This is a genomic window from Bradyrhizobium sp. USDA 3650 (assembly GCF_054057395.1).
In genome coordinates, this window is the sequence record NZ_JBSRZG010000001.1 from 5,652,645 (window position 1) to 5,672,967 (window position 20,323).

The 20,323-nt window shown below is 64.5% G+C and carries 20 protein-coding genes; 11 read left to right on the forward strand and 9 right to left on the reverse strand.

All coding sequences use genetic code 11. The features are described from left to right. Window positions 1–18: 18 nt before the first annotated feature. Entirely contained in the window at window positions 19–1,209 is a 1,191-nt protein-coding gene (gene carA, locus ACVIN2_RS26555; protein WP_007614681.1) for a glutamine-hydrolyzing carbamoyl-phosphate synthase small subunit, read from the reverse strand. 146 nt (window positions 1,210–1,355) lie between these two features. On the opposite strand from carA, the gene ACVIN2_RS26560 reads away from it, so the two are divergent. From ACVIN2_RS26560 to ACVIN2_RS26575, 4 genes are all read left to right on the forward strand, one after another. Continuing rightward, window positions 1,356–2,075 carry an alpha/beta fold hydrolase gene (locus ACVIN2_RS26560; RefSeq protein WP_456767824.1) on the forward strand — a complete coding sequence of 240 codons (720 nt, stop codon included), beginning with the start codon at window positions 1,356–1,358 and terminating at the stop codon, window positions 2,073–2,075. A gap of 42 nt (window positions 2,076–2,117) precedes the next feature. After that, window positions 2,118–2,573: a GatB/YqeY domain-containing protein gene (locus ACVIN2_RS26565; RefSeq protein WP_456767825.1), complete on the forward strand. Its 456-nt coding sequence runs from the start codon at window positions 2,118–2,120 to the stop codon at window positions 2,571–2,573. Between the two features lie 221 nt (window positions 2,574–2,794). After that, window positions 2,795–3,931 carry an epoxide hydrolase family protein gene (locus ACVIN2_RS26570; RefSeq protein WP_456767826.1) on the forward strand — a complete coding sequence of 379 codons (1,137 nt, stop codon included), beginning with the start codon at window positions 2,795–2,797 and terminating at the stop codon, window positions 3,929–3,931. 122 nt (window positions 3,932–4,053) lie between these two features. Continuing rightward, entirely contained in the window at window positions 4,054–5,664 is a 1,611-nt protein-coding gene (locus ACVIN2_RS26575; protein ID WP_456769812.1) for an acyl-CoA synthetase, read from the forward strand. Window positions 5,665–5,678: 14 nt separating this feature from the next. Here the strand turns inward: ACVIN2_RS26575 and ACVIN2_RS26580 are convergent, their stop codons facing one another. Continuing rightward, complete coding sequence (locus ACVIN2_RS26580; protein WP_456767827.1) at window positions 5,679–7,907, reverse strand: ATP-binding protein; 2,229 nt, start codon at window positions 7,905–7,907, stop codon at window positions 5,679–5,681. Window positions 7,908–8,220: 313 nt separating this feature from the next. Here ACVIN2_RS26580 and ACVIN2_RS26585 point away from each other — a divergent pair, with 313 nt between their 5' ends. Beyond that, the gene (locus ACVIN2_RS26585) at window positions 8,221–8,994 is read left to right on the forward strand and encodes a DUF2189 domain-containing protein (RefSeq protein WP_456767828.1); all 774 of its coding nucleotides are present in this window, start codon (window positions 8,221–8,223) and stop codon (window positions 8,992–8,994) included. Window positions 8,995–9,021: 27 nt separating this feature from the next. Here ACVIN2_RS26585 and ACVIN2_RS26590 read toward each other — a convergent pair whose 3' ends face one another. Together ACVIN2_RS26590 and ACVIN2_RS26595 are read right to left on the reverse strand one after the other, a co-directional pair. After that, window positions 9,022–9,213: a hypothetical protein gene (locus ACVIN2_RS26590; RefSeq protein ID WP_018453604.1), complete on the reverse strand. Its 192-nt coding sequence runs from the start codon at window positions 9,211–9,213 to the stop codon at window positions 9,022–9,024. Next, entirely contained in the window at window positions 9,213–10,019 is an 807-nt protein-coding gene (locus tag ACVIN2_RS26595; protein WP_456767829.1) for a transglutaminase-like domain-containing protein, read from the reverse strand. Before ACVIN2_RS26595 ends, ACVIN2_RS26590 begins: the two co-directional genes overlap by 1 nt. A gap of 364 nt (window positions 10,020–10,383) precedes the next feature. Between ACVIN2_RS26595 and ACVIN2_RS26600 the strand changes: the two genes are divergently transcribed. Then, window positions 10,384–10,605 carry a hypothetical protein gene (locus tag ACVIN2_RS26600; protein WP_456767830.1) on the forward strand — a complete coding sequence of 74 codons (222 nt, stop codon included), beginning with the start codon at window positions 10,384–10,386 and terminating at the stop codon, window positions 10,603–10,605. Window positions 10,606–10,623: 18 nt separating this feature from the next. Here ACVIN2_RS26600 and ACVIN2_RS26605 read toward each other — a convergent pair whose 3' ends face one another. The 3 genes from ACVIN2_RS26605 to ACVIN2_RS26615 are packed head-to-tail and all read right to left on the reverse strand — an operon-like array spanning window position 10,624 to window position 11,910. After that, complete coding sequence (locus ACVIN2_RS26605; RefSeq protein ID WP_456767831.1) at window positions 10,624–11,136, reverse strand: SRPBCC family protein; 513 nt, start codon at window positions 11,134–11,136, stop codon at window positions 10,624–10,626. Continuing rightward, window positions 11,133–11,603 (reverse strand): SRPBCC family protein, encoded by a 471-nt coding sequence (locus tag ACVIN2_RS26610; RefSeq protein WP_456767832.1) that lies wholly within the window; start codon window positions 11,601–11,603, stop codon window positions 11,133–11,135. Before ACVIN2_RS26610 ends, ACVIN2_RS26605 begins: the two co-directional genes overlap by 4 nt. Further along, complete coding sequence (locus ACVIN2_RS26615) at window positions 11,596–11,910, reverse strand: ArsR/SmtB family transcription factor (RefSeq protein WP_407187450.1); 315 nt, start codon at window positions 11,908–11,910, stop codon at window positions 11,596–11,598. Before ACVIN2_RS26615 ends, ACVIN2_RS26610 begins: the two co-directional genes overlap by 8 nt. Window positions 11,911–12,076: 166 nt before the next feature. Between ACVIN2_RS26615 and ACVIN2_RS26620 the strand changes: the two genes are divergently transcribed. Continuing rightward, on the forward strand, window positions 12,077–12,697 hold the full coding sequence (locus ACVIN2_RS26620) for a LysE family translocator (RefSeq protein ID WP_081747781.1): 621 nt from the start codon (window positions 12,077–12,079) through the stop codon (window positions 12,695–12,697). 11 nt (window positions 12,698–12,708) lie between these two features. On the opposite strand, the gene ACVIN2_RS26625 is transcribed toward ACVIN2_RS26620, so the two are convergent. Further along, on the reverse strand, window positions 12,709–13,515 hold the full coding sequence (locus tag ACVIN2_RS26625; protein WP_456767833.1) for an N-formylglutamate amidohydrolase: 807 nt from the start codon (window positions 13,513–13,515) through the stop codon (window positions 12,709–12,711). A 91-nt stretch (window positions 13,516–13,606) separates the two neighbouring features. Here ACVIN2_RS26625 and ACVIN2_RS26630 point away from each other — a divergent pair, with 91 nt between their 5' ends. Together ACVIN2_RS26630 and ACVIN2_RS26635 are read left to right on the forward strand one after the other, a co-directional pair. Next, a complete protein-coding gene (locus tag ACVIN2_RS26630) occupies window positions 13,607–14,518 on the forward strand; it encodes a transglutaminase family protein (protein WP_456767834.1) in 912 nt (303 codons plus the stop codon). Between the two features lie 90 nt (window positions 14,519–14,608). Then, window positions 14,609–15,007, forward strand: a complete 399-nt coding sequence (locus ACVIN2_RS26635) for a gamma-glutamylcyclotransferase family protein (protein ID WP_456767835.1) — start codon at window positions 14,609–14,611, stop codon at window positions 15,005–15,007. Here ACVIN2_RS26635 and ACVIN2_RS26640 read toward each other — a convergent pair. Beyond that, window positions 15,004–15,567: a chlorite dismutase family protein gene (locus ACVIN2_RS26640; protein WP_456767836.1), complete on the reverse strand. Its 564-nt coding sequence runs from the start codon at window positions 15,565–15,567 to the stop codon at window positions 15,004–15,006. The two genes, ACVIN2_RS26635 and ACVIN2_RS26640, sit on opposite strands and share 4 nt — an antisense overlap. A gap of 191 nt (window positions 15,568–15,758) precedes the next feature. Between ACVIN2_RS26640 and dnaG the strand changes: the two genes are divergently transcribed. Next, window positions 15,759–17,771, forward strand: coding sequence for a DNA primase (dnaG, locus tag ACVIN2_RS26645; RefSeq protein WP_456767837.1), 2,013 nt, complete (start codon window positions 15,759–15,761; stop codon window positions 17,769–17,771). A gap of 377 nt (window positions 17,772–18,148) precedes the next feature. Continuing rightward, a complete protein-coding gene (rpoD, locus tag ACVIN2_RS26650; protein ID WP_018453615.1) occupies window positions 18,149–20,299 on the forward strand; it encodes an RNA polymerase sigma factor RpoD in 2,151 nt (716 codons plus the stop codon). The last annotated feature ends 24 nt before the right edge of the window (window positions 20,300–20,323 follow it).

Here is a 20,323-nt window from a genome sequence, read left to right on the forward strand (position 1 = left end):
GTTGCGAAAGAGCGCGCCTTACGCGCTCTTTTTCTGCCGCATCAGGTCCGCAAAACGCTGGAACAGATAGTGCGAGTCGCGCGGACCCGGCGAGGCCTCGGGGTGGTACTGCACCGAGAACACCGGCTTGCCGTCGAGTTGGATGCCGCAATTGGAGCCGTCGAACAGCGAGATGTGGGTCTGGGTTGCGCCGGTCGGCAGGGTGCTCTCGTCCACGGCAAAGCCGTGGTTCATCGAGGTGATCTCGACCTTGCCAGTGGTCTCGTCCTTGACGGGATGATTGGCGCCGTGATGGCCCTGGTGCATCTTCTTGGTCTTGGCGCCGACGGCGAGGCCGAGCATCTGGTGGCCGAGACAAATTCCGAAGGTCGGCGTGCCCGACTTGATCACGTCCTGGATCACGGGCACGGCATATTTGCCGGTCGCGGCCGGATCGCCGGGACCGTTCGACAGGAACACGCCGTCCGGTTTCATCGCCAGGATGTCCTCGGATGACGTCGTTGCCGGCACCACCGTCACCTTGCAACCGACGCCGGCGAGCAGGCGCAGAATGTTGCGCTTGATGCCGTAGTCGATGGCGACGACGTTGAACTCAGGCTTGTCCTGGCGGCCAAAGCCCTTCTCCCAGAGCCAGGGCGTCTCGTCCCAGGTGAAGCGCTGGCCGGAGGTGACCATCGGCACCAGATCCATGCCCTCGAGGCCGGGCCATTCGCGCGCTTCTTCCTTCAGGCCGTGCAGGTCGAACTCGCCGTCTTTGGCGTGTGCGATCACGGCGTTGGGCATGCCCTTGCTGCGGATCAGCGCGGTCAGCGCGCGGGTATCGATACCGGAGAGGCCGATGATGCCGCGGGCCTTCAGCCACTGGTCGAGATGCTTGGTGGCGCGGTAGTTCGAGGGATCTGTGATCGCGGTGCGCAGGATCACGCCGCGCGCGCCGGGCGTTGCGGCCATGTTCACCGTCTCGATGTCGTCGTCATTGGTGCCGACATTGCCGATATGGGGGAACGTGAAGGTGATGAGCTGGCCGGCATAGGAGGGATCGGTGAGGATCTCCTCATAGCCGGTCATGGCGGTGTTGAAGCAGACCTCGCCGACGGCTTGGCCTTCGGCGCCAAGGCCAAAGCCTTCCAGCACCGTGCCATCGGCAAGCACCAACAGCGCGGTCGGTTTGTGGTCCGGCCAGGCGGGATCGTTATCATGTTGTGTCATGAGCCCGGTTCATAGTCTCCGCGGGCGCCGACGTCAAAGCGGAGATGCGCCGATTCACATGCGTTTTTGCATATTTGACAGGTCGCCTTGGGCCCCTAAGCTCCGCGGCATAATTTCCGGCAAGTTCCGGGGCTTGGGAGGCAATAATGGACCAGACGACGCCGATTCTGCTGGTTCCGGGATTAGCTTCCTCGGCCCGGATCTATGCACCAGTCATCCCGTCGCTGTGGCGCTTCGGCCCGGTGATGGTCGCCAACCATATTCGCGACGACAGCATGGCGGCGATCGCCCACCGGGTCCTGAGCGAGGCGCCGCCGCGCTTCGCGCTCGCCGGCCATTCCATGGGCGGCTACATCGCGCTCGAGATCATGCGCCAGGCGCCCGAGCGGGTAGCAAAGCTGGCGCTGATCAACACTCAGGCGCGGCCCGACACGGAGGAGGCGACCGCGCGCCGGCGCGGCCTGATGGAGCGGGCCAGGCGCGGCGAGCTGCGTGCCGCGCGCGAGGAGATGTTTCCCGAACTGGTGCATCCGTCGCGCCGCGACGATGCCGGTATTCGCCAGCTCGTGCATGAGCAGGGCGAGGACGTCGGCGTCGAAGGCTATCTGCGACAGCAGACCGCGATCATCGCGCGGGTGGATTCACGGCCGACGCTTGCGACGATCAAGTGCCCAACGTTGGTGCTGACGGGCGATGCGGACAACACGATACCCAACGCATTCTCGAAGGAGATGGCGGAGGGCATTGCCGGTGCAAGGCTCGTCGTTCTGGAGGATTGCGGACACCTGCCGCAGCCGGAGCAGCCCGCGGCGACGGTGCGGGCGCTGGTCGAATGGCTGGGAACCCCGGTTGTCTCAGGGCCGTGAACGGCCTAGATCAGGCCTCGGATATTCTAGGAGAGCACGACCATGCTGCGCGACGACATCAACAATGCGGTCAAGGAGGCCATGAAGGCCAAGGAAGAGCGCAAGCTGTCCACGCTGCGCATGGTCAATTCGACCATCAAGAACGCCGACATCGAGGCGCGCGGCAGCGGCAAGCCGCCGCTCTCGGACGCGGACCTGCTCGGCGTGTTCCAGAAGATGATCAAGCAACGCCAGGAATCGGTCGAGCTCTACGAGAAGGGCGGCCGTGCCGAGCTCGCGGCGCAGGAGCGCGAGGAGATCGCGGTGATCTCGGCGTATCTGCCGAAGCAGATGTCGGACGACGACGTCAAGAAGGCGATCTCGGATGCCATCGCCGAGACCGGCGCCGCCGGCATGAAGGACATGGGCAAGGTGATCGCCGTGCTGAAGACGAAGTACGCCGGCCAGATGGATTTCGGCAAGGCCTCGGCGCTGGTGAAGGCTGCGTTGACGGGCTAGTTCTTGCCCTCTCCCCTTGTGGGAGAGGGTGGATCGCCGCGTAAGCGGCGAGACGGGTGAGGGGTCTCTCTCCGCGTGTACCACTCTCACGACAAGAATTTGCCGATCGAAACCCCTCGTCCGGCGCTTCGCGCCACCTTCTCCAACAAGGGGAGAAGGTGCACCTTTGATGCAGCGCCCGTTCGGTCTACTCTCCCCGATAGACAAATCGGGAGCAACCGATGAGCACCATCAAGCCGTTTCGCATCGCCATCAGCGACGACATTCTCACCGACCTCAAATCGCGCCTCGCCCGCACGCGCTGGCCGGAGGCGGAGCTCGTCTCCGACTGGAGCCAGGGTGCGCCGCTGAAATGGATCCAGGAGATCTGCGCCTATTGGGCTGATGGCTACGACTGGCGCGCGCGCGAGGCAAAACTCAACCGCTTCGAGCAGTTCACCACCGAGATCGACGGGCTCGAGATCCACTTCCTGCATGCGCGCTCGAAGGAGCGGTCGGCGCTGCCGCTGATCATCACCCATGGCTGGCCCGGCTCGATCGTCGAATTCCAGAAGGTGATCGCGCCGCTGGTCGATCCTGTCGCGCATGGCGGCAATCCTGCCGATGCCTTCCACGTCGTCTGTCCGTCGCTGCCGGGCTTTGGGTTCTCCGGCAAGCCGAACACCACCGGCTGGGGCGTCGATCGTATCGCCGCGACCTGGGCCAAGCTGATGGATCGGCTCGGCTATATCAGTTATGGCGCGCAGGGCGGCGACTGGGGCTCGGCGGTGACGACCTCGCTTGGCATGCAGGACGGCGAGCATTGCGCCGGCATCCACATCACGCTCGCTTTCAACGCTGCGCCGAAAGTCGAGGGCGAACCGACGCCGGAAGAGAAGCGCGCGCTCGCCGGCCTCAAGCATTACATCGACCTCGACTCCGGCTATTCGAAGCAGCAATCGACGCGGCCGCAGACACTCGGCTACGGTCTGACGGATTCGCCGAGCGGGCAGGCGGCCTGGATTCTGGAAAAATTCTGGGCCTGGACCGATTGCAACGGTCATCCCGAAAACATCTTCACCAAGGACGAGCTGCTCGACAACGTCATGCTCTACTGGGCGACGGAGACGGCGACCTCGTCGGCGCGGCTCTATTGGGAAAGCTTCGGCAAGCGCCGCACCACGCCGGTCGTCAAGGTGCCGACGGGCGTCGCTGTCTTCCCCAAGGAGATCATCACGCCGGTGCGGCGCTGGATGGAGCCGAACTTCCACAACATCACGCATTGGAGCGAGATGGAGAAGGGAGGCCATTTCGCCGCATTCGAGCAGCCGGAGCTGTATGTCGGCGAGGTCAGGAAATTTTTCGCGACCGTGCGGTAGCCACAGCCGTCATGCCCGGGCTTGTCCCGGGCATCCACGTCCTTAAACTGGGGCCAAACAAGAACGTGGATGGCCGGAACAAGTCCGGCCATGACGCCGAGATCGTGGAAACGCCCGCAGCCATGCTCACCGAAGCCAACACCTATGACGAGCTCTACAGCAATTTCCGCTGGGAGATCCCGGCGCGCTTCAATATGGCGGAGGCCTGCTGCGATCGCCACGCCGACGGCACCGGCCGGCTGGCGCTGGTCTACGTCGGCGAGAACGGCGCCATCACGCGCACATCCTTTGACGAAGTTGCGGAGATTTCGCGCCGCTTCGCCAATGTGCTGAAGGCGGATGGCCTTGCCCGCGGCGACCGCGTCGCGGTGTTCCTGTCGCAGTCGCTGGAGCTGCCGATCGCGCACATGGCCGCGTTCCGTTCGGCGATGATCTCCATTCCGCTGTTCGCGCTGTTCGGCGAAGACGCGCTGGAATTCCGCCTGTCGAACTCGCAAGCCAGGGCGATCGTCACCGACGCGGGCGGCTGGGAGAAGCTTTCGAAGATTCGCGACCGTCTGCCGGAGCTGAAGAATGTCTACATCGTTGGCGAACGAACGCCGGCGGGCACGACATCGTTCTGGAATTCGGTCAAGGCGGCATCGCCCGAGTTCGCGCTGGTGCACACGTCTGCGGACGATCCCGCGCTGATCATCTACACCTCGGGCACGACGGGCAATCCGAAAGGCGCGCTGCACGCACACCGCGTCGTGCTCGGACATCTCCCCAATGTCGAGATGTGCCACAACTTCCTGCCGCGCCCCGGCGATCTGATGTGGACGCCGGCAGACTGGGCCTGGATCGGTGGCCTCATCAACGGCCTGTTCGCGTTCTGGTATCACGGCATTCCTCTGGTCGGCCACCGCGCGCGAAAGTTCGAGCCGCAAGCGGCGATGCAGATGATGGCCGATCTCGGCGTGCGCAATGTGTTCCTGCCGCCGACCGCGCTGAAGCTGATGCGGCAGGCCGGCGTGACGCATTCCGGCGTCAAGCTGCGCAGCATCTTTACCGGCGGCGAGTCCCTCGGCGGCGAGCTGCTCGGATGGGTGCGCGAGACTTTCGGTATCGACGCGCATGAGGTGTTTGGCCAGACCGAATGCAATCTCGTGATCGGCAGCAACGCGAATCTGTTTCCGATCCGCCCCGGTTCGATGGGCAAGGCGACGCCGGGTTTCGATGTCCGCATCGTCAACGACAAAGGCGAGGAGCAGCCACGTGGCCAGCGCGGCATCATCGGCGTGCGCCAACCCTGTCCCTGCACGATGCTGGAATACTGGCGCAATCCGGAGGCGACGGCGAAGAAATATGCCGGTGAGTTCCTGCTCACCGGCGATCTCGGCGTGCAGGACGAGGACGGTTACTTCTGGTACGTGAGCCGCGAAGACGACGTCATCACCACCGCCGGTTATCGCGTCGGTCCGTCCGAGATCGAGCACACGCTGATGAAGCATCCGGCAGTGGCGATGGCGGCGGTGGTCGGCATTCCCGATCCGATCCGCACCGAATCAATCAAGGCCTGGATCGTGCTGCGCCCGGGCTTTGCCGCCGGCGACGCACTCGCGCGCGAGATCCAGGAGTTCGTCAAGGTGCAACTCGCCGCCCACGAATACCCCCGCTTCGTGGAGTTCGCGGAGACACTGCCGATGACCGCCACCGGAAAGGTGCTGCGGCGCGAGCTGCGAGCGCTCGGGTAGAGCACATCGTCATCTCACCGCTGCGGCGTCGACAGCGTGGACCGCAGCATCGCGGCGAGGTCTCGCCGCCGGAACGGCTTGGTCAGGATGCGGGCATCGCCGACCCCGTCGGGCGCCTTGACCGGATTTTGGCTGTAGCCGGAGGTGAAGAGCACCTTGAGCCCGGGCCGCAATTGGATTGCTTGCCTGGCAAGCTCCGGCCCGAACATGCCGCCGGGCATCACGACGTCGGTGAACAGCAGGTCGATGTCCGCGGACTGGCGCAACACGTCGAGCGCCGCCGGGCCGCTTGCGGCCGTGATGACGCGGTAGCCGAGCGTCTTCAGCTCGCTTTCGACATAAGTCCGAACCATGTCGTCGTCCTCGACGACGAGAATGGTCTCGCTTCCTTCGCGCGTGACGATCCCTTCGGCGGGTGAGGCATCCTCGTTTGGCGGTGTCGCCAGGCGGGGAAAGAACAGCCTGACGGTGCTGCCTTGTCTCGGCGCGGACTGCATCTGCACCAGGCCGCCGGACTGGCGCACAAACCCGTAGACCATGCTCAGGCCGAGCCCGGTTCCCTTGCCGACCTCCTTCGTGGTGAAGAACGGCTCGAAGGCCCGGCTCGCCACCTCGGCGGTCATGCCGCTGCCGGTGTCGGTCACGGCCACCATGACATAGTCGCCAGGTCGCGGTTCGCCATTGATGTCCAAGTCGGATTCACCGAGCGAGACATTGCGCGCCTCGATCGTCAGCCTGCCGCCCAACTGCATGACATCGCGCGCGTTGAGCACGAGATTGAGCAGCGCAGTCGTTAGCTGGCCGGGATCGATGCTGATCAACCACAGGTCCGGTCCGAGCGCGAAGGTGCATTCGATGTGCTCGCCCAAGGGGCGGCGCAACAAGTGCTCCATCTCCCTAAGCTTCTCGCCGATGTCGATCTCTCGCGGCCTCAGGGGCTGCTTGCGCGCGAAGGCGAGCAGGCTCCGCGTCAGGTCGGAGCCGCGCTCGGCGGCTGTTGCGATGTCGCCGGCGATCCGGTGCAACTCCTTGTTTCCCGCCAGCCTGTCGGCAAGGTGCTCCGAATTGCCGAGAATGACGGTGAGGAGATTGTTGAAGTCATGTGCCACGCCGCCGGTGAGCTGGCCCATGGCCTCCATCTTCTGGGATTGGCTGAGCTTCTGGTTGAGGTCCGCGATGGCCGCGCGTTGCTGCTCGAGCGACTCGGCGGTGCCATTGAGCAGGGTCATCAATCCACCCAGCTCGCCGCGCGGATGGGGAGGTGGGATGCGCGCGCTGAGATCGCCGAGCCCGAGTCTCTTCGCCATGTTGGCGAGCCGCCCGACCTGGCGGCCGACGCTCACGGTCGCGAGGATCCATACACCGGCGAGCAGCAGCAGCAAGGCCACCGCGAGGATCGCCATGTCCTCGTAGAGCCGGCGATTCGCCGCCGCGACCAATCCGTCCTTGGACCGTCCGACCAGGATGTAGAGGCCGGCATCACGGATCGAAGGTGAGTGGGCGACGGCCCAGACCTGCGTGCGGCCGTCGCGATCGGTCACTTCCTGAAATGCCTCTTGATCGGGAGCCGTCGCGAAGCGGAGCAGGTCGGATCCCGCAATCGACGCGCCCACGGGCGCGGTCCAGCCGGCTGTCGAGGGGGCGACGAGAACGGTGCCCTTGGCGTCGATGAGCAGGATGTCCTTCTCGGCGAGCAGCCGCTTGTGGTGATACTCGGCGAATTTGCGCAGGTTGAACGAGGCGAGCAGCACCAGCTTCAGCGCGCCCGCCTCCGATCGCACCGGATATGCGATCTGGAGCACCGATATTCCGGTCAGCCGGCCGAATACCGGCTCAACCACGACGCTGCGCGAGACCAGGGCCTGCTTGAAATAGGCGCGATCCCTCAGATCGAGGGTGCGGTTGGTCCGCAGCGAGTCGCAGAACAGGCTGCCGTCAGGGTCGATGGTCAGGATTCCCGTGAACTGAGGGTATTCCTCGCGCACGTCCGACAGAAACGCCGAGCACGCCGCCTTGTCGCGGGTGTCGAGGTCGCGCGCACGGGCCAGACCGTAGTGAAGCTGGGCGGTGCCTTGAATCTTCTCACTCAGATCACTGGCAATGTCGTCGGCCGAGGCCGCCAGATTGGCCAGGGCGGCGTTGATTTCGCTGCTCCGGTTCTGCACGAAACGCAGCCCGACGAGGCTCGCCGGCACCAGCATGGCCGCGATGACGAGTATCAATAGCCGGGTACGCAAGCTCATCGGTGGGACGGTCCAATCTGGTCATCGCGCGCTCGTTCAAGGACCCAATTTGCGGCACCACCCTCCGCTCAGTCCATAGGCAACGGGCCGAAAAAGTCCCCGACGGGGAAAGATTTCGAGCTACGTGCAGCATGGATGAACTTCTCGAAAGGAGCGCCGCCGACGGCGCGATGGCTTTCCCGGGTCTGCGCCCGCGGCCTCGGGATACCGTCGTCCGGCCGTCAACTCGCGCGTGCGCACCGGTCGCGGGGACGCTAAGATCGAGGTCATCCGCGTGCGGCGGAGATCGCACCGGCCAAGGAGGAGGGAGCTGATGTCCATTTCGGGCAAGGTCGATCCGGTGGTGCGTCCCGTCGCGGCGACCGACATCGCCGAGGCGCTGGTCGAGGGCCTGCGTGATTTCCAGGCGCTGCCGCTTTACGGCCTCTGCTTCGGTGCGCTCTACGCCGCCGGCGGCCTTGCCATCATGCTGTGCTTCACCGCGTTCGGCATGGTCTATCTGGTCTATCCGCTGGCCGCCGGTTTCGCGCTGCTCGGGCCATTCGTGGCGATCGGGCTCTATGAAGTCAGCCGTCGCCGCGAGCGCGGCGAGCCCGTCTCGCCCAGCGCGATCTGGTCGGCCGTGCGCGCGCGGAGCGAGATCGGCTGGATGGCCTTCGTCACGCTGTTCGTGTTCGTGGTCTGGATGTACCAGGTGCGGCTTCTGATCGCGCTGCTGCTGGGCCTGCATGCCTCGTTCTCGAGCCTGCAGGAGTTCATGACGGTGGTGCTGACCACGAACGAGGGCTTGCTGTTCCTCGGCATCGGCAACGCGGTCGGCGCGGTGCTGTCGTTGATCCTGTTTTCGCTGACCGTGGTGTCGTTTCCGCTGCTGCTCGATCGCGAGGTCGATTTCGTCACGGCGATGGTGACGAGCGTGCGCGCGGTCGTCGCCAGCCCGCTGCCGATGATTGGCTGGGCCGCGGTGATCGTGATGGTCCTGATTGTCTCGGCGCTGCCGTATTTTCTGGGGCTGGTGGTGACGCTGCCCGTGCTCGGGCACGCGACCTGGCATCTTTATCGGCGGATCGTGGTGCCGGTGGCGTAACAGCGAGCCGGACGCAACGGCAGCGAGCTATTCGCCCGTTGCCAGCCGGCGCTCGCCTGATGAGGTCAGTTCGAGTTCACCGAGACGCCTGATCGCATAACCGAGGTTGGTCAGCCGCTCGCCGTGCGCTTGCGGAATTTCGCCTTGCGCCTTGCCCTTGCCGATCTCGGCCAACGAGGCAAATTCATCGGCGCTAAGCGCAACGCTGCTGTCTGTCATCAGGCAACCTCGTCGGTCCATACCTTGAAATTGAGCAGCTTATTCGGACCGAAGGTCTGGGTGATCGGGACGTCCGCGGCATCGCGTCCCTGCGCGATCAGCACCCGGCCGATCCGCGGCGTGTTGTTGCGGGGATCGAACATGTGCCAGCTTCCGCCGAGATAAGCCTCGAACCAGCCGGCGAAATCTCCCGCGGCCCAGGGCTTCGGCGTGCCGATGTCGCTAAGATAGCCGGTGCAGTAGCGCGCCGGGATGTTCATGCAGCGGCAGAACGCGATGGCAAGATGAGCATAGTCGCGGCACACACCCTTGCCTTCGTCGTAGACTTCCCGCGCCGTCTTGGTTGCGCGCGCGTGCTCATAGCCGAAGGCGATGTGACGATGAACGAAATCGCAGATGGCCTGGACCCGCGCCCAGCCGGGCGGCGTGTGCTCGAACAATTTCCATGCGATGTCCGACAGGCGATCGGTCTCGCAGTAGCGACTGCCGAGCAGATAGACGAGCGTGTCGGTCGGCAGCGCCTCGACGGCGTGCTGAACTGCGTTCGGAAACGCCGGGTCGGGCAGGCCGCTGTCGCTCACGACCCCATCGCCGGCAAGGCGAAAGGTGCCGGCCGGCGCTACGATACGGCTGCACCAATTGCCGAAGAGGTCGCGATAGGGAGTGATCGGCACCGAGGGTCTCGTGGTCACCAGGTCGGGCACGATGACATCGCAGGCGCGGGTGAAGTGCGTGCCCAACACCATGATCATAGGCGTCGGTTGCGGGAATTCGTACAGCATCTCAAACCCGACGCGGAGCTTCATACGTTTTTCCCTTGGCTAAGCTCCCAACATGGCTACGAAGCGGCCGATCACAAGGCTTCGACGGCTTATTCGGTCGCGAACGGCAATTAGCGCTTCAAAAGCGCGGCACGGGCGAGAAAACGATAGCTAATTGCGGCGATTGCGCGCACGGTGCCGAGAACGTCGGAAAGAACCTGTCGTCTCTGCGCCTATGCAGCGCCACGACTATTCGCGCGACGTGAAGCGCCTCATTCCCTCGCACTGGCGGTGCCGACTCATCGCGACGTCGCAACAGCGGTCGTTGCGTATATTGCCCGCTCCAGCGGTGAGGCGGACGCGGCACGCCCGTGCCGCGGACGCCTGAAGGTTTCACCGCGATTCGATCATGAGATCGAACGCCAACCGAAAGCACCCGATGCAAGCTCAACCGACGCAAGCTCTCTCGCCACGGCACGTCAAGACAGAAGAAGCGCTCCGGCTCGGCGTCGAGTCGGGCTGGTACGCGATCAAGGTCAGCGGGACCTTTGTCTCGGGCCCGCACGTTTCGGAAGCGGATTGCAGTCGCAAGATCGACGAAATCAATCCGCCGGTGAAGAAGAAGCGGTGACGGCGCAGGGTTCGTCCGCTACGGCGTCTTGATCCCCATCGCCCTCAACGCTTCCAGCATCTGCGCCGGCGGCGCCATCTTGATTTGCGGCGCCTTGCCCGTTTCCAGCAGGCTCTTCAGCCCCGACAGGATTGCGGGCCAGCCGGTGCGGCCGCCGGAAAGGATGTCGTCGCTGAGCGGGCGGTCGTGATGTTCGCTCATGGTGAGGCGGACGGCCTCGCCGGCTTGTTCGATCTCATAAGTGACAAGCGTGGTGCCGAGCTTTGCGACGAGGTCGGGCCAGTTGACGTTCCACGTCACCGTCAGCCTGTTCGGCGGATCGTATTCGAACACATCGCCTGAGATGTGTTCCGACCCGTCAGGCGCGCGCACGATGAATTTGCCGCCGAGTCTGGGCTCCATCTCAACCGCAAAGCCGGAAAAGTATTTGCGGCTGAACTCGGCGGAGGTCAGCGCCTCCCGCACCTTCTCCGGCGTCGCGGCGATGTAAATCGTGTAGACGGTGAGCGGCTTGAACTGATCGAGGTTCATTTTGCATCGAATCCCTTGTTGAGGGCTGCGCGCGGAATGGCCAGCACTTTGCCGCTTTCCAGCAGGCTCTTGAGACCGGACAGGATCGCCGGCCAGCCGTTGGACACGGCGCCGAGATATTTGCCGCCTTCGACGAAGCCGTCATGCAGCACGGTCAAACGCACGAGCGAGCCGAACGGTTCGATGGTGAACACGACGCGCGAGATCGGTTCGCCGCGCAGCTCTTCGTATTTCTGATGCTTGAAGCTGTAGGACAACCGCCGCGGCGGATCGGCTTCGAGGATTTCGCCGGAGTCGGTGGTCTCGCCGTCCAGCAGCAGCGCGAAAGGGGAGCCGATTTTCCAGTCGGACCTGACCTCGGCGCCGAACCAGTATTGCTTGGTGAACTCGCTTGATGTCAGCGCCTCCCACAGCCTCTTTGGCGTGGTCTCGATGTAGGTGACATAGACGAATTGCGGCTTACTCATCACGCTTCTCCAACTGGCGTTTCAACTCGCCGAGCGCGGCGAGCTTGCCGCGCTCGAATTTCTTGATCCAGCGTTCGCCGATCTGATGGATCGGAACCGGATTGAGATAGTGCAGCTTCTCACGGCCGTGCCTGATGGTCGTGACCAGGTTGGCCTCTTCCAGAATCCCAAGGTGCTTGGTCACCGCCTGGCGCGTCATCGCGAGGCCTTCGCAGAGCTCGTTCAGCGTCTGGCCGTTCCTGGCGTGAAGCCTGTCGAGCAGCGACCGACGTGACGCATCGGCGAGCGCTTTGAAGACCTCATCCATGGCCGCGATAATAGGCAACCAAATGGTTGCCTGTCAAGGCGGTGATGCAGCGCGCGCGGCTCGTGTTCCTGCAGACGCCGGAGATGAAGACGTGGGGGCTGCGGCGCTGGACGGACATTGAGTGTCATGCATTAATGCCCCAAACCGCTCTCAGCGAGTCCTCCCCATGATGTCTCTGCAAGCCTATCTCGCCTTCCTTGCCGCCTGCATCGCGCTGGCGCTGCTGCCGGGGCCCATCGTCACTCTCGTCATCGCCAACGGGCTGCGCCACGGCACGCGTGCGGCGCTGACCAATGTGGCCGGTGCGCAGGCCGGTCTCGCCATCGTCATCGGCATCGTCGCGGTCGGCCTGACCTCGCTGATGGCGACCATGGGCTATTGGTTCGACTGGGTGCGCTTTGCCGGCGCCGCCTATCTGGTCTGGCTCGGCATCAAACTGATCTGGGCGCCGGTCGAGGGCGTCAATGTCGACCAGCCACCGGCGCCGCCGCGCGGCGGATTCTTCCTGCAAGGTTTCCTGGTGCTGCTATCGAACCCGAAGGTGCTGGTGTTCTTCGGCGCCTTCATCCCGCAGTTCATGGACATGAACCGCGACCACTTCCCGCAGGTCGCGCTGCTGGGCGCCACCTTCATGGTCACCGCGGTGATGACGGACGCGCTCTACGCCATCGCCGCCGGACGGGCCCGGAAGTTCTTTTCGGCTCGCCGCACCCGCATGATGTCGCGCATCTCCGGCGGCTTCATGATCGGCGGCGGCATCTGGCTGGCGCTGACCAGGGCGAAATAGCCGCCATCGGGCTAGTCGATAAGCCTCTCTGCCCGCAGCTCCAGCTCGATCTCCGCAAAAATCCGCGCCAGACGCTCGGCCCATTGTTGCTGGCCGGACTGGTCGGCGATCAGATCCTGGCGGATCTCGATGCCGGTGTTGACGAGGCCGCGGGCTTCGCCGTGCACGGGGATGGTGTAGTCGGTGAGGTCGTTGACCGCGTAGGGCTCGTTGTCGCCGACGAGGAGATCGCTCTCTCTGCGCAGATGCCTGAGCAGCAGCCGCGGCAGCACGGTGTCGCGATTGTAGAGCGCGCCGATGTGCCAGGGGCGGGCGACACCGGCGTAAACGGGGGTGAAGCTGTGCAGCGATACCAGCACCGTCGACCGCTTGTCGTGCACGCGGCGGCCGATCGCGGCCTCGATACGGCGGTGATAGGGCTCGAAAATCTCGCGCCGGCGCGCTTTGCGCTCCTGCTCCGAAATTCCCTCGTTGCGCGGGATCGCGGTTGCTTCGGAAATCACGGGGATCGAGCTCACGGCGCCGGGCGGGCGGTTGCAGTCGATCACCAGCCGCGAATAGCGCTGCGCGATTAGATGCGCGCCCAGCATCTCTGCGAGCCGGTCGGCGACCCCCGCAATGCCGATGTCCCAGGCGATATGCCGCGTCAGCTCGCCCCCCGCGACGCCGAGATCGCCGAGCGTACGCGGCAGCACCCGCCCGTAGTGGTCCGAGGTGAGCAGAAAAGGCGATGTCCCTTGCGCATTCACCTCGTGCACCGGGGGGACGTCACCCTCGCTGAGGAGTTGATTGGTCGCCTCGATTGTGTCTAAAGCCATCCTGATTGCCTAATGAAACAGCAGTCACCCCGAAGAATCGGGCGGGATTGCTATAGATTGGTCCGCCCGACCTCACCATGATTGCCTGACGATGCCGCTGCTGACGATTCATCACAAGACCGAATATCGCTACACCCGCCCCGTGGCGTTCGGCGAACACAGGATCATGCTGCGTCCGCGCGACGGGCATGATCTGCGCGTGCTCGACTCCAGGCTCGAGATCTCGCCGGAGCCGATGTCGCTGCACTGGATCCACGATGTGTTCGGCAATTCCGTCGCGATCGCGAATTTCGACGAGCGCGCGGACACGTTGGTCTTCGACTGGCACGTCACCGTCGAGCACAATCCGGTCGAGGAGTTCGCGCTGACGCCGGACGACTCGGCCTATTTCTATCCGTTCGCCTATGACGACGAGGAATTTCCCGACCTCGTCCACTACATCACGCCGCAATACACCGATCCCGACGGCGAGATCGCGGAATGGGCGCGCGGCTTTCTCGACGAGGACGCGCCGACGCCGACTTTCAAGATCCTGAGCGGCATGACCCACGGCATCCGCGAGCGGTTCAAGTATCGCAAGCGCCACGAGCTGGGCACGCAGCATCCGCTCGACACCTTGCAGTCCGGTAGCGGAACCTGCCGCGACTACGCGCTGTTCATGATCGAGGCGCTGCGCCATCTCGGCATCGCCGCACGATTCGTCTCCGGCTACATCTTCCTGCCGGAGGATATCGCGCAGCGCCATGTCGGCGGTGGTTCGACGCATGCCTGGGTGCAGGTCTACCTGCCGAGCGCGGGCTGGATCGAGTTCGATCCGACCAACGGCATCGTCGGCACCCGCGATCTCATCCGCGTCGCGGTCGCCCGCGATCCGCGCCAGGCGATCCCGCTGCACGGCGTCTATATCGGCCCTGCGGGCGCGTTCGACGCCATGGACGTAACCATCCGGGTGGTGTCGGACGAGCAACGCAGCGGCGAGGAGCTGGAGGCCGAAGTTTCGTAGACGCTGACGGTCGTCGTCCTGGCGAAAGCCAGGACGACACTGGAATGTGTGGCGCTGTCGCTCCGCATCATTCGCAGCTATAGAGCCCCCATGACCTCCAATCGTCTCTTCGTCTACGGCACGTTGATGCGCGGCTTCGATCATCCGATGGCGCGGCTGCTTGCGGGCCACGCGGATTTTCTGGGTGAAGCGACCTGCCGCGGCCGGCTCGTTCTGGTGAAGCACTATCCGGGGCTGCTGCTCTCCGATGTGCCGTCCGATCGCGTCCACGGCGAGCTCTTTCACCTGCGCGTGCCCGACGAACTCTTGCGCGAGCTCGACATGTACGAGGCCTGCGGCGAGGGCTTTCCGGAGCCGACCGAATATCTGCGCCAGCTGGTCGACGTGACAGGCGCGGACGGCGTGACAGCACCGGCCTGGACCTACATCTACAACTGGCCCGTCACCGATCTGCCGCGCATCGAATCCGGCCGCTTCCTCGATCACTAGGCCGACAGCACTTCCTTCACCGCGCGCACGTCGACCTCGCGTTCGACATAGCTCCACTCCTCGGTCCGCCTGAGCATCGCGACCAGCTCCTCGAACAGCGAGGCGTGCGCGGGCGCGAATTCGAACCAAGTCAGGAAATCGAAGGGCCCGCCGAGGTCGCGGCAATGATAGAGCTGGCGCGCAATCGCCGGCAGGAAGCGCAGGCTGCTCGCGATGTGATGCGACTTGTCCTCAAATATCCTGCGGCGCTCTTCCTGGGTCAGATCCCACCAGGCCTGCGATTTGCGGATCGGGATCAGCGCCGCGCTGGTTGCTTCGAGCCGGCCGAGGCCGGCCTGCACGGCCGTGAGCTGCTGCTTCTCGCCGCGCTCGGTGTAGCGCAAACTGCTCGCGACACCAACCAGCCGCCAGGCATTGCGCGAGGGCACCAGCGGCAGCGCGATGGCGTCGCTGTCGGTGACCGACAGCGCCGGCATGAAGGCGAGGGGCTCGCCCGTCACCGGCGAAATCGAGGTGATGCGCCAACCCCCGCTCTGGCCGCCTCGGAAGGTCCTGAACATTGCCCATGGAAGCGTGGAACCGGGTCGGGTTCAAGGCCTCTGTCAGTCCGGGCTCATGCTCCGCGCGCGCCGGAAGAGGGAAGGGCTGTGAACAGCGCGTATAAGCCTGACAAACCTGACTTCTGGAGGGGTCGTCCCTATATCCCTGATCCCTTCGCCCGACTCACACGGTTTCGCGTTACACAGAGCCCATGCGCTTCACGCCCCAATTCCTCGACGAGCTGCGTGCCCGGCTTTCGGTCTCCGAAGTCGTGGGCAAGCGCGTCAAGCTGAAGAAGGCGGGGCGGGAGTGGAAGGGGCTGTCGCCGTTCCAGCAGGAAAAGACGCCGTCCTTCTACGTCAACGACCAGAAGGGCTTTTACCACGACTTCTCCTCGGGCAAGCACGGCGACATTATCAGCTTCATGATGGAGACCGATGGCCTGCCGTTCGCGGAGGCCGTGGAGCGGCTCGCCAATATGGCGGGCCTGCCGCTGCCGGCGGTGACGCCGGATGCGGCGCGCCAGGAGCAGCGGCGCCGCTCGCTGCACGACGTGATGGATCTCGCCGCCAAGTTCTTTGCCGAGATGCTGGCCTCGCGCGTCGGCGCCAAGGCGCGCGGCTATCTCGCCGACCGTGCGATCTCGCCGGCGACGCAATTGCAGTTTCGGCTGGGCTATGCGCCGCCCGATCGCTTCGCGCTGAAGGAGCATCTCGGCAAGCTCGGCGTCTCCGTCGACGACATGGTCGAGACCGGTATGCTGGTGGCCGGCAACGACATCCCGGTGCCCTATGATCGCTTCCGCGATCGCGTGATGTTTCCGATCACGGATCTGCGCGGTCGCGTCATCGCCTTTGGCGGGCGTGCGCTGGAGAAGGACGTTCCGGCCAAGTACCTGAACTCGCCGGAGACGCCGCTCTTCCACAAGGGCGACAATCTCTACAACCACCAGACCGCGCGCAAAGCCACTCATGACGGCAGCGCTCTCGTCGTGGTCGAAGGCTATGTCGACGTCATCGCCATGGTCACCGCGGGCTTTGCCGGCAGCGTGGCGCCGCTCGGCACCGCGCTTACCGAAAACCAGCTCGCGCTGCTCTGGAAAATGGCGGACGAGCCGATCCTCTGTTTCGACGGCGACCGCGCCGGCCAGAAGGCGGCCTATCGTGCCGCGGACCTTGCCTTGCCCTTCCTCGCACCGGGCAAGAGTCTTCGTTTTGCGCTGCTGCCGGAAGGGCAGGACCCCGACGATCTCGTGCGCTCCGGCGGTCGCGGCGCGATCGAGGAGGTGATCGCGGCGGCGCGTCCGCTCGCCGAGATGATCTGGTCGCGCGAGCTCGAAGTCGGCAATTTCGCCACGCCAGAGCGCCGCGCCGCGCTGGAGGCGCGCATCAAGGAGCTTTCCAACGGCATCCGCGACGAGGTGGTGCGGCGCTATTACCGGCAGGATCTTGCCGAGCGGCTCCAGCGTGCCTTTGCCCCCGAAGGCGGGCGCGGCGGCTTTGGCGGCGGCCGTGGCAATTTCCGCCCCGGCTCGGCCGGCCGCCAGTTCCAGCCGCGTGGTGGGGGAGGCGCGAATCGATTCGGCGGTCAGGGATTTGGTGGCCGCCGCGGCCCGCCCGGTCCGATCCAGCTGCCCTCCGGGCCCTACCAGGCGGCGAGCGCGCAGCTCGCGGCAAGCCCGATCATGCGCGGTCAGCGCAGCGCCATCTCCCGCAGGGAGGCCCTGATTCTGCAAATCCTGATCAACCACCCCTGGCTACTGCACGACCATCTCGAGGAAGTCGCGGCGCTCGAACTCGCCCATCCCGAGGTCCATAAGCTCAGGGCCGGCATCATCGCCGCCTTTGCCAACGACCATCACCACTCGCCGGACCCTGGCGAGCTCGCCGAGAAGATGCGCAGCGACCTTGAGAAGGGCGGGTTTTCCCAGGCTCTTCAAAGGGTTGAGGGCGGCATCACCACCGCGGCGGTGTGGGGCGCCCGCGAGGGCGCCGCACGGGACGACGTTCTCTCCACCTGGCATCAGCTGGTCGCCTTGCATCGGCAGTACCATTCACTACTTAGAGAGCTGAAAGACGCCGAGCTGGCCTTGGGGGATGATCCCAGCGAGGCCAACATGGCGTGGCTACGCGACGTCAAGGCTCGGATAGGCGAAGTCGACGGCACCGAGGCCCTGATCGAGGGTTTTGGCGAGCTGTCGGGCCGGTTCCAGAAGAGCGTGTGATGAAAGAATCATGCGGACGGCCGCGACCGGAACCGCTAAAAGACTCGCCAAATCCGAGGTTTGGCGGCAAAAACAGGGTTAATCGAGGCTTAACGGTCTTGTAGCACTTTGGCCACCAGGCGGCCGCAGGCAGAACAGACGCGTCAGGAATGAATCCGCGCAATTGCTGTTGGCACTACACCTGCATCCGCTGCGACAAAGAGGCTCTACGAAGCGTTAGGCAAATCCGGCGAGTGAAAGGTCGGGGGTGGCGACAAGAGGTCCGCGCCGCCCTTTCCGTGTCGAGATCTGACGAAGCGAGAGCATCGAGCAACAGGTTCAAGTGATTTCACGCGGGCGCGGCGAACGTCTGTGTGAAACGCGTTTAGGAGCAATGGATGGCCACCAAGGCAAAGACGCTGCAGGCGAAGGACAAGGAAAAAGACGACAAGGCAGCGGACGCGCCGGAGAAGGACTCCCAGGACGCGCCCTCGCCGTTGCTCGATCTGTCCGACGCGGCCGTGAAGAAGATGATCAAGCAGGCCAAGAAGCGCGGCTTCGTGACCTTCGATCAGCTCAACGAAGTTTTGCCGTCCGACCAGACCTCTCCCGAGCAGATCGAGGACATCATGTCCATGCTCTCGGACATGGGCATCAACGTCACCGAAGCCGACGATAGCGAAGGCGAGGAGGACAAGGACGAGAGCGGCGAGGACGAGACCGACAACGAGCTCGTCGAAGTCACCCAGAAGGCCGTCACCGAGGTCAAGAAGAGCGAGCCGGGCGAGCGCACCGACGATCCCGTGCGCATGTATCTGCGCGAGATGGGCACCGTCGAGCTGCTGTCGCGCGAAGGCGAAATCGCGATTGCGAAGCGCATCGAGGCCGGCCGCGAGGCGATGATCGCGGGCCTGTGCGAAAGCCCGCTGACCTTCCAGGCCATCATCATCTGGCGCGACGAGCTCAACGAAGGCAAGATCTTCCTTCGCGACATCATCGATCTCGAAGCCACCTATGCCGGGCCCGACGCCAAGGCCGGCATGAACAATGCGATGATCGCAGGTCCCAACGGCGAGACCGGTGAAGCGACGGCCGAAGGCGGCCAGGCCACCGGCGCCGCGCCCGCGCATGTCGCCCCGCCGGCCGCACCGCCGGCGCCGACCCCGTTCCGCGCCGCGCCTGCGCCCGGCAATGCCGGCGACGCCGCGAAGGATCCGGCGGAGTCCGCCGCCGAAGCCGACATGGACGAGGACGACGAGTTCGAGAACCAGATGTCGCTTGCGGCGATCGAGGCCGAGCTCAAGCCGAAGGTCGTCGAGATCTTCGACAAGATCGCCGACAGCTACAAGAAGCTGCGCAAGCTGCAAGAGCAGGACATCCAGAACCAGCTCGAGAGCACCTCGCACGGCCCCTCGCTGTCGCCGCACCAGGAGCGCAAATATCGCAAGCTCAAGGACGAGATCATCGTCGAGGTTAAGTCGCTGCGCCTCAACCAGGCGCGTATCGACTCACTGGTCGAGCAGCTCTACGACATCAACAAGCGCCTCGTCTCGCATGAGGGCCGCCTGATGCGCCTTGCCGACAGCCACGGCGTCGCGCGCGAGGACTTCCTGCGCAACTACACCGGTTCGGAGCTCGATCCGCGCTGGCTCAACCGTGTCTCGAAGCTGTCGGCCAAGGGCTGGAAGAACTTCGTCCACCACGAGAAGGACCGCATCAAGGACCTCCGCCACGAGGTGCATCAGCTCGCGGCGCTGACCGGCCTCGAGATCATCGAGTTCCGCAAGATCGTGCACTCGGTGCAGAAGGGCGAGCGCGAAGCCCGCCAGGCCAAGAAGGAGATGGTGGAAGCCAACCTCCGTCTCGTGATCTCGATCGCCAAGAAATACACCAACCGCGGCCTGCAGTTCCTCGACCTGATCCAGGAAGGCAACATCGGCCTGATGAAGGCGGTCGACAAGTTCGAGTACCGCCGCGGCTACAAGTTCTCGACCTACGCCACGTGGTGGATCCGGCAGGCGATCACCCGCTCGATCGCCGACCAGGCGCGCACCATCCGCATTCCCGTGCACATGATCGAGACGATCAACAAGATCGTGCGCACCTCGCGGCAGATGCTCAACGAGATCGGCCGCGAGCCCACTCCTGAGGAGCTGGCCGAAAAGCTCGGCATGCCGCTGGAGAAAGTGCGAAAAGTCCTCAAGATCGCCAAGGAGCCGCTGTCGCTGGAAACGCCCGTCGGTGACGAAGAGGATTCGCACCTCGGCGATTTCATCGAGGACAAGAACGCGATCCTCCCGATCGACGCCGCGATCCAGTCGAACCTGCGCGAGACCACCACGCGCGTGCTGGCCTCGCTCACCCCGCGCGAAGAGCGCGTGCTGCGCATGCGCTTCGGCATCGGCATGAACACCGACCACACGCTGGAAGAAGTCGGTCAGCAGTTCTCGGTGACGAGAGAGCGTATTCGTCAGATCGAGGCGAAGGCGCTGCGGAAGCTGAAACATCCGAGCAGGTCGCGGAAGCTGCGGAGCTTCCTCGACAACTGAGCGCGAATATCGATTCAAAGCAAA

Coding starts and splice junctions, on each gene's coding strand:
- carA (WP_007614681.1), bottom strand. CDS start 1,209: ATGACACAACATGATAACGATCCCGCCTGGCCGGACCACAAACCGACC.
- ACVIN2_RS26560 (WP_456767824.1), top strand. CDS start 1,356: ATGGACCAGACGACGCCGATTCTGCTGGTTCCGGGATTAGCTTCCTCG.
- ACVIN2_RS26565 (WP_456767825.1), top strand. CDS start 2,118: ATGCTGCGCGACGACATCAACAATGCGGTCAAGGAGGCCATGAAGGCC.
- ACVIN2_RS26570 (WP_456767826.1), top strand. CDS start 2,795: ATGAGCACCATCAAGCCGTTTCGCATCGCCATCAGCGACGACATTCTC.
- ACVIN2_RS26575 (WP_456769812.1), top strand. CDS start 4,054: ATGCTCACCGAAGCCAACACCTATGACGAGCTCTACAGCAATTTCCGC.
- ACVIN2_RS26580 (WP_456767827.1), bottom strand. CDS start 7,907: ATGAGCTTGCGTACCCGGCTATTGATACTCGTCATCGCGGCCATGCTG.
- ACVIN2_RS26585 (WP_456767828.1), top strand. CDS start 8,221: ATGTCCATTTCGGGCAAGGTCGATCCGGTGGTGCGTCCCGTCGCGGCG.
- ACVIN2_RS26590 (WP_018453604.1), bottom strand. CDS start 9,213: ATGACAGACAGCAGCGTTGCGCTTAGCGCCGATGAATTTGCCTCGTTG.
- ACVIN2_RS26595 (WP_456767829.1), bottom strand. CDS start 10,019: ATGAAGCTCCGCGTCGGGTTTGAGATGCTGTACGAATTCCCGCAACCG.
- ACVIN2_RS26600 (WP_456767830.1), top strand. CDS start 10,384: ATGAGATCGAACGCCAACCGAAAGCACCCGATGCAAGCTCAACCGACG.
- ACVIN2_RS26605 (WP_456767831.1), bottom strand. CDS start 11,136: ATGAACCTCGATCAGTTCAAGCCGCTCACCGTCTACACGATTTACATC.
- ACVIN2_RS26610 (WP_456767832.1), bottom strand. CDS start 11,603: ATGAGTAAGCCGCAATTCGTCTATGTCACCTACATCGAGACCACGCCA.
- ACVIN2_RS26615 (WP_407187450.1), bottom strand. CDS start 11,910: ATGGATGAGGTCTTCAAAGCGCTCGCCGATGCGTCACGTCGGTCGCTG.
- ACVIN2_RS26620 (WP_081747781.1), top strand. CDS start 12,077: ATGATGTCTCTGCAAGCCTATCTCGCCTTCCTTGCCGCCTGCATCGCG.
- ACVIN2_RS26625 (WP_456767833.1), bottom strand. CDS start 13,515: ATGGCTTTAGACACAATCGAGGCGACCAATCAACTCCTCAGCGAGGGT.
- ACVIN2_RS26630 (WP_456767834.1), top strand. CDS start 13,607: ATGCCGCTGCTGACGATTCATCACAAGACCGAATATCGCTACACCCGC.
- ACVIN2_RS26635 (WP_456767835.1), top strand. CDS start 14,609: ATGACCTCCAATCGTCTCTTCGTCTACGGCACGTTGATGCGCGGCTTC.
- ACVIN2_RS26640 (WP_456767836.1), bottom strand. CDS start 15,567: ATGTTCAGGACCTTCCGAGGCGGCCAGAGCGGGGGTTGGCGCATCACC.
- dnaG (WP_456767837.1), top strand. CDS start 15,759: ATGCGCTTCACGCCCCAATTCCTCGACGAGCTGCGTGCCCGGCTTTCG.
- rpoD (WP_018453615.1), top strand. CDS start 18,149: ATGGCCACCAAGGCAAAGACGCTGCAGGCGAAGGACAAGGAAAAAGAC.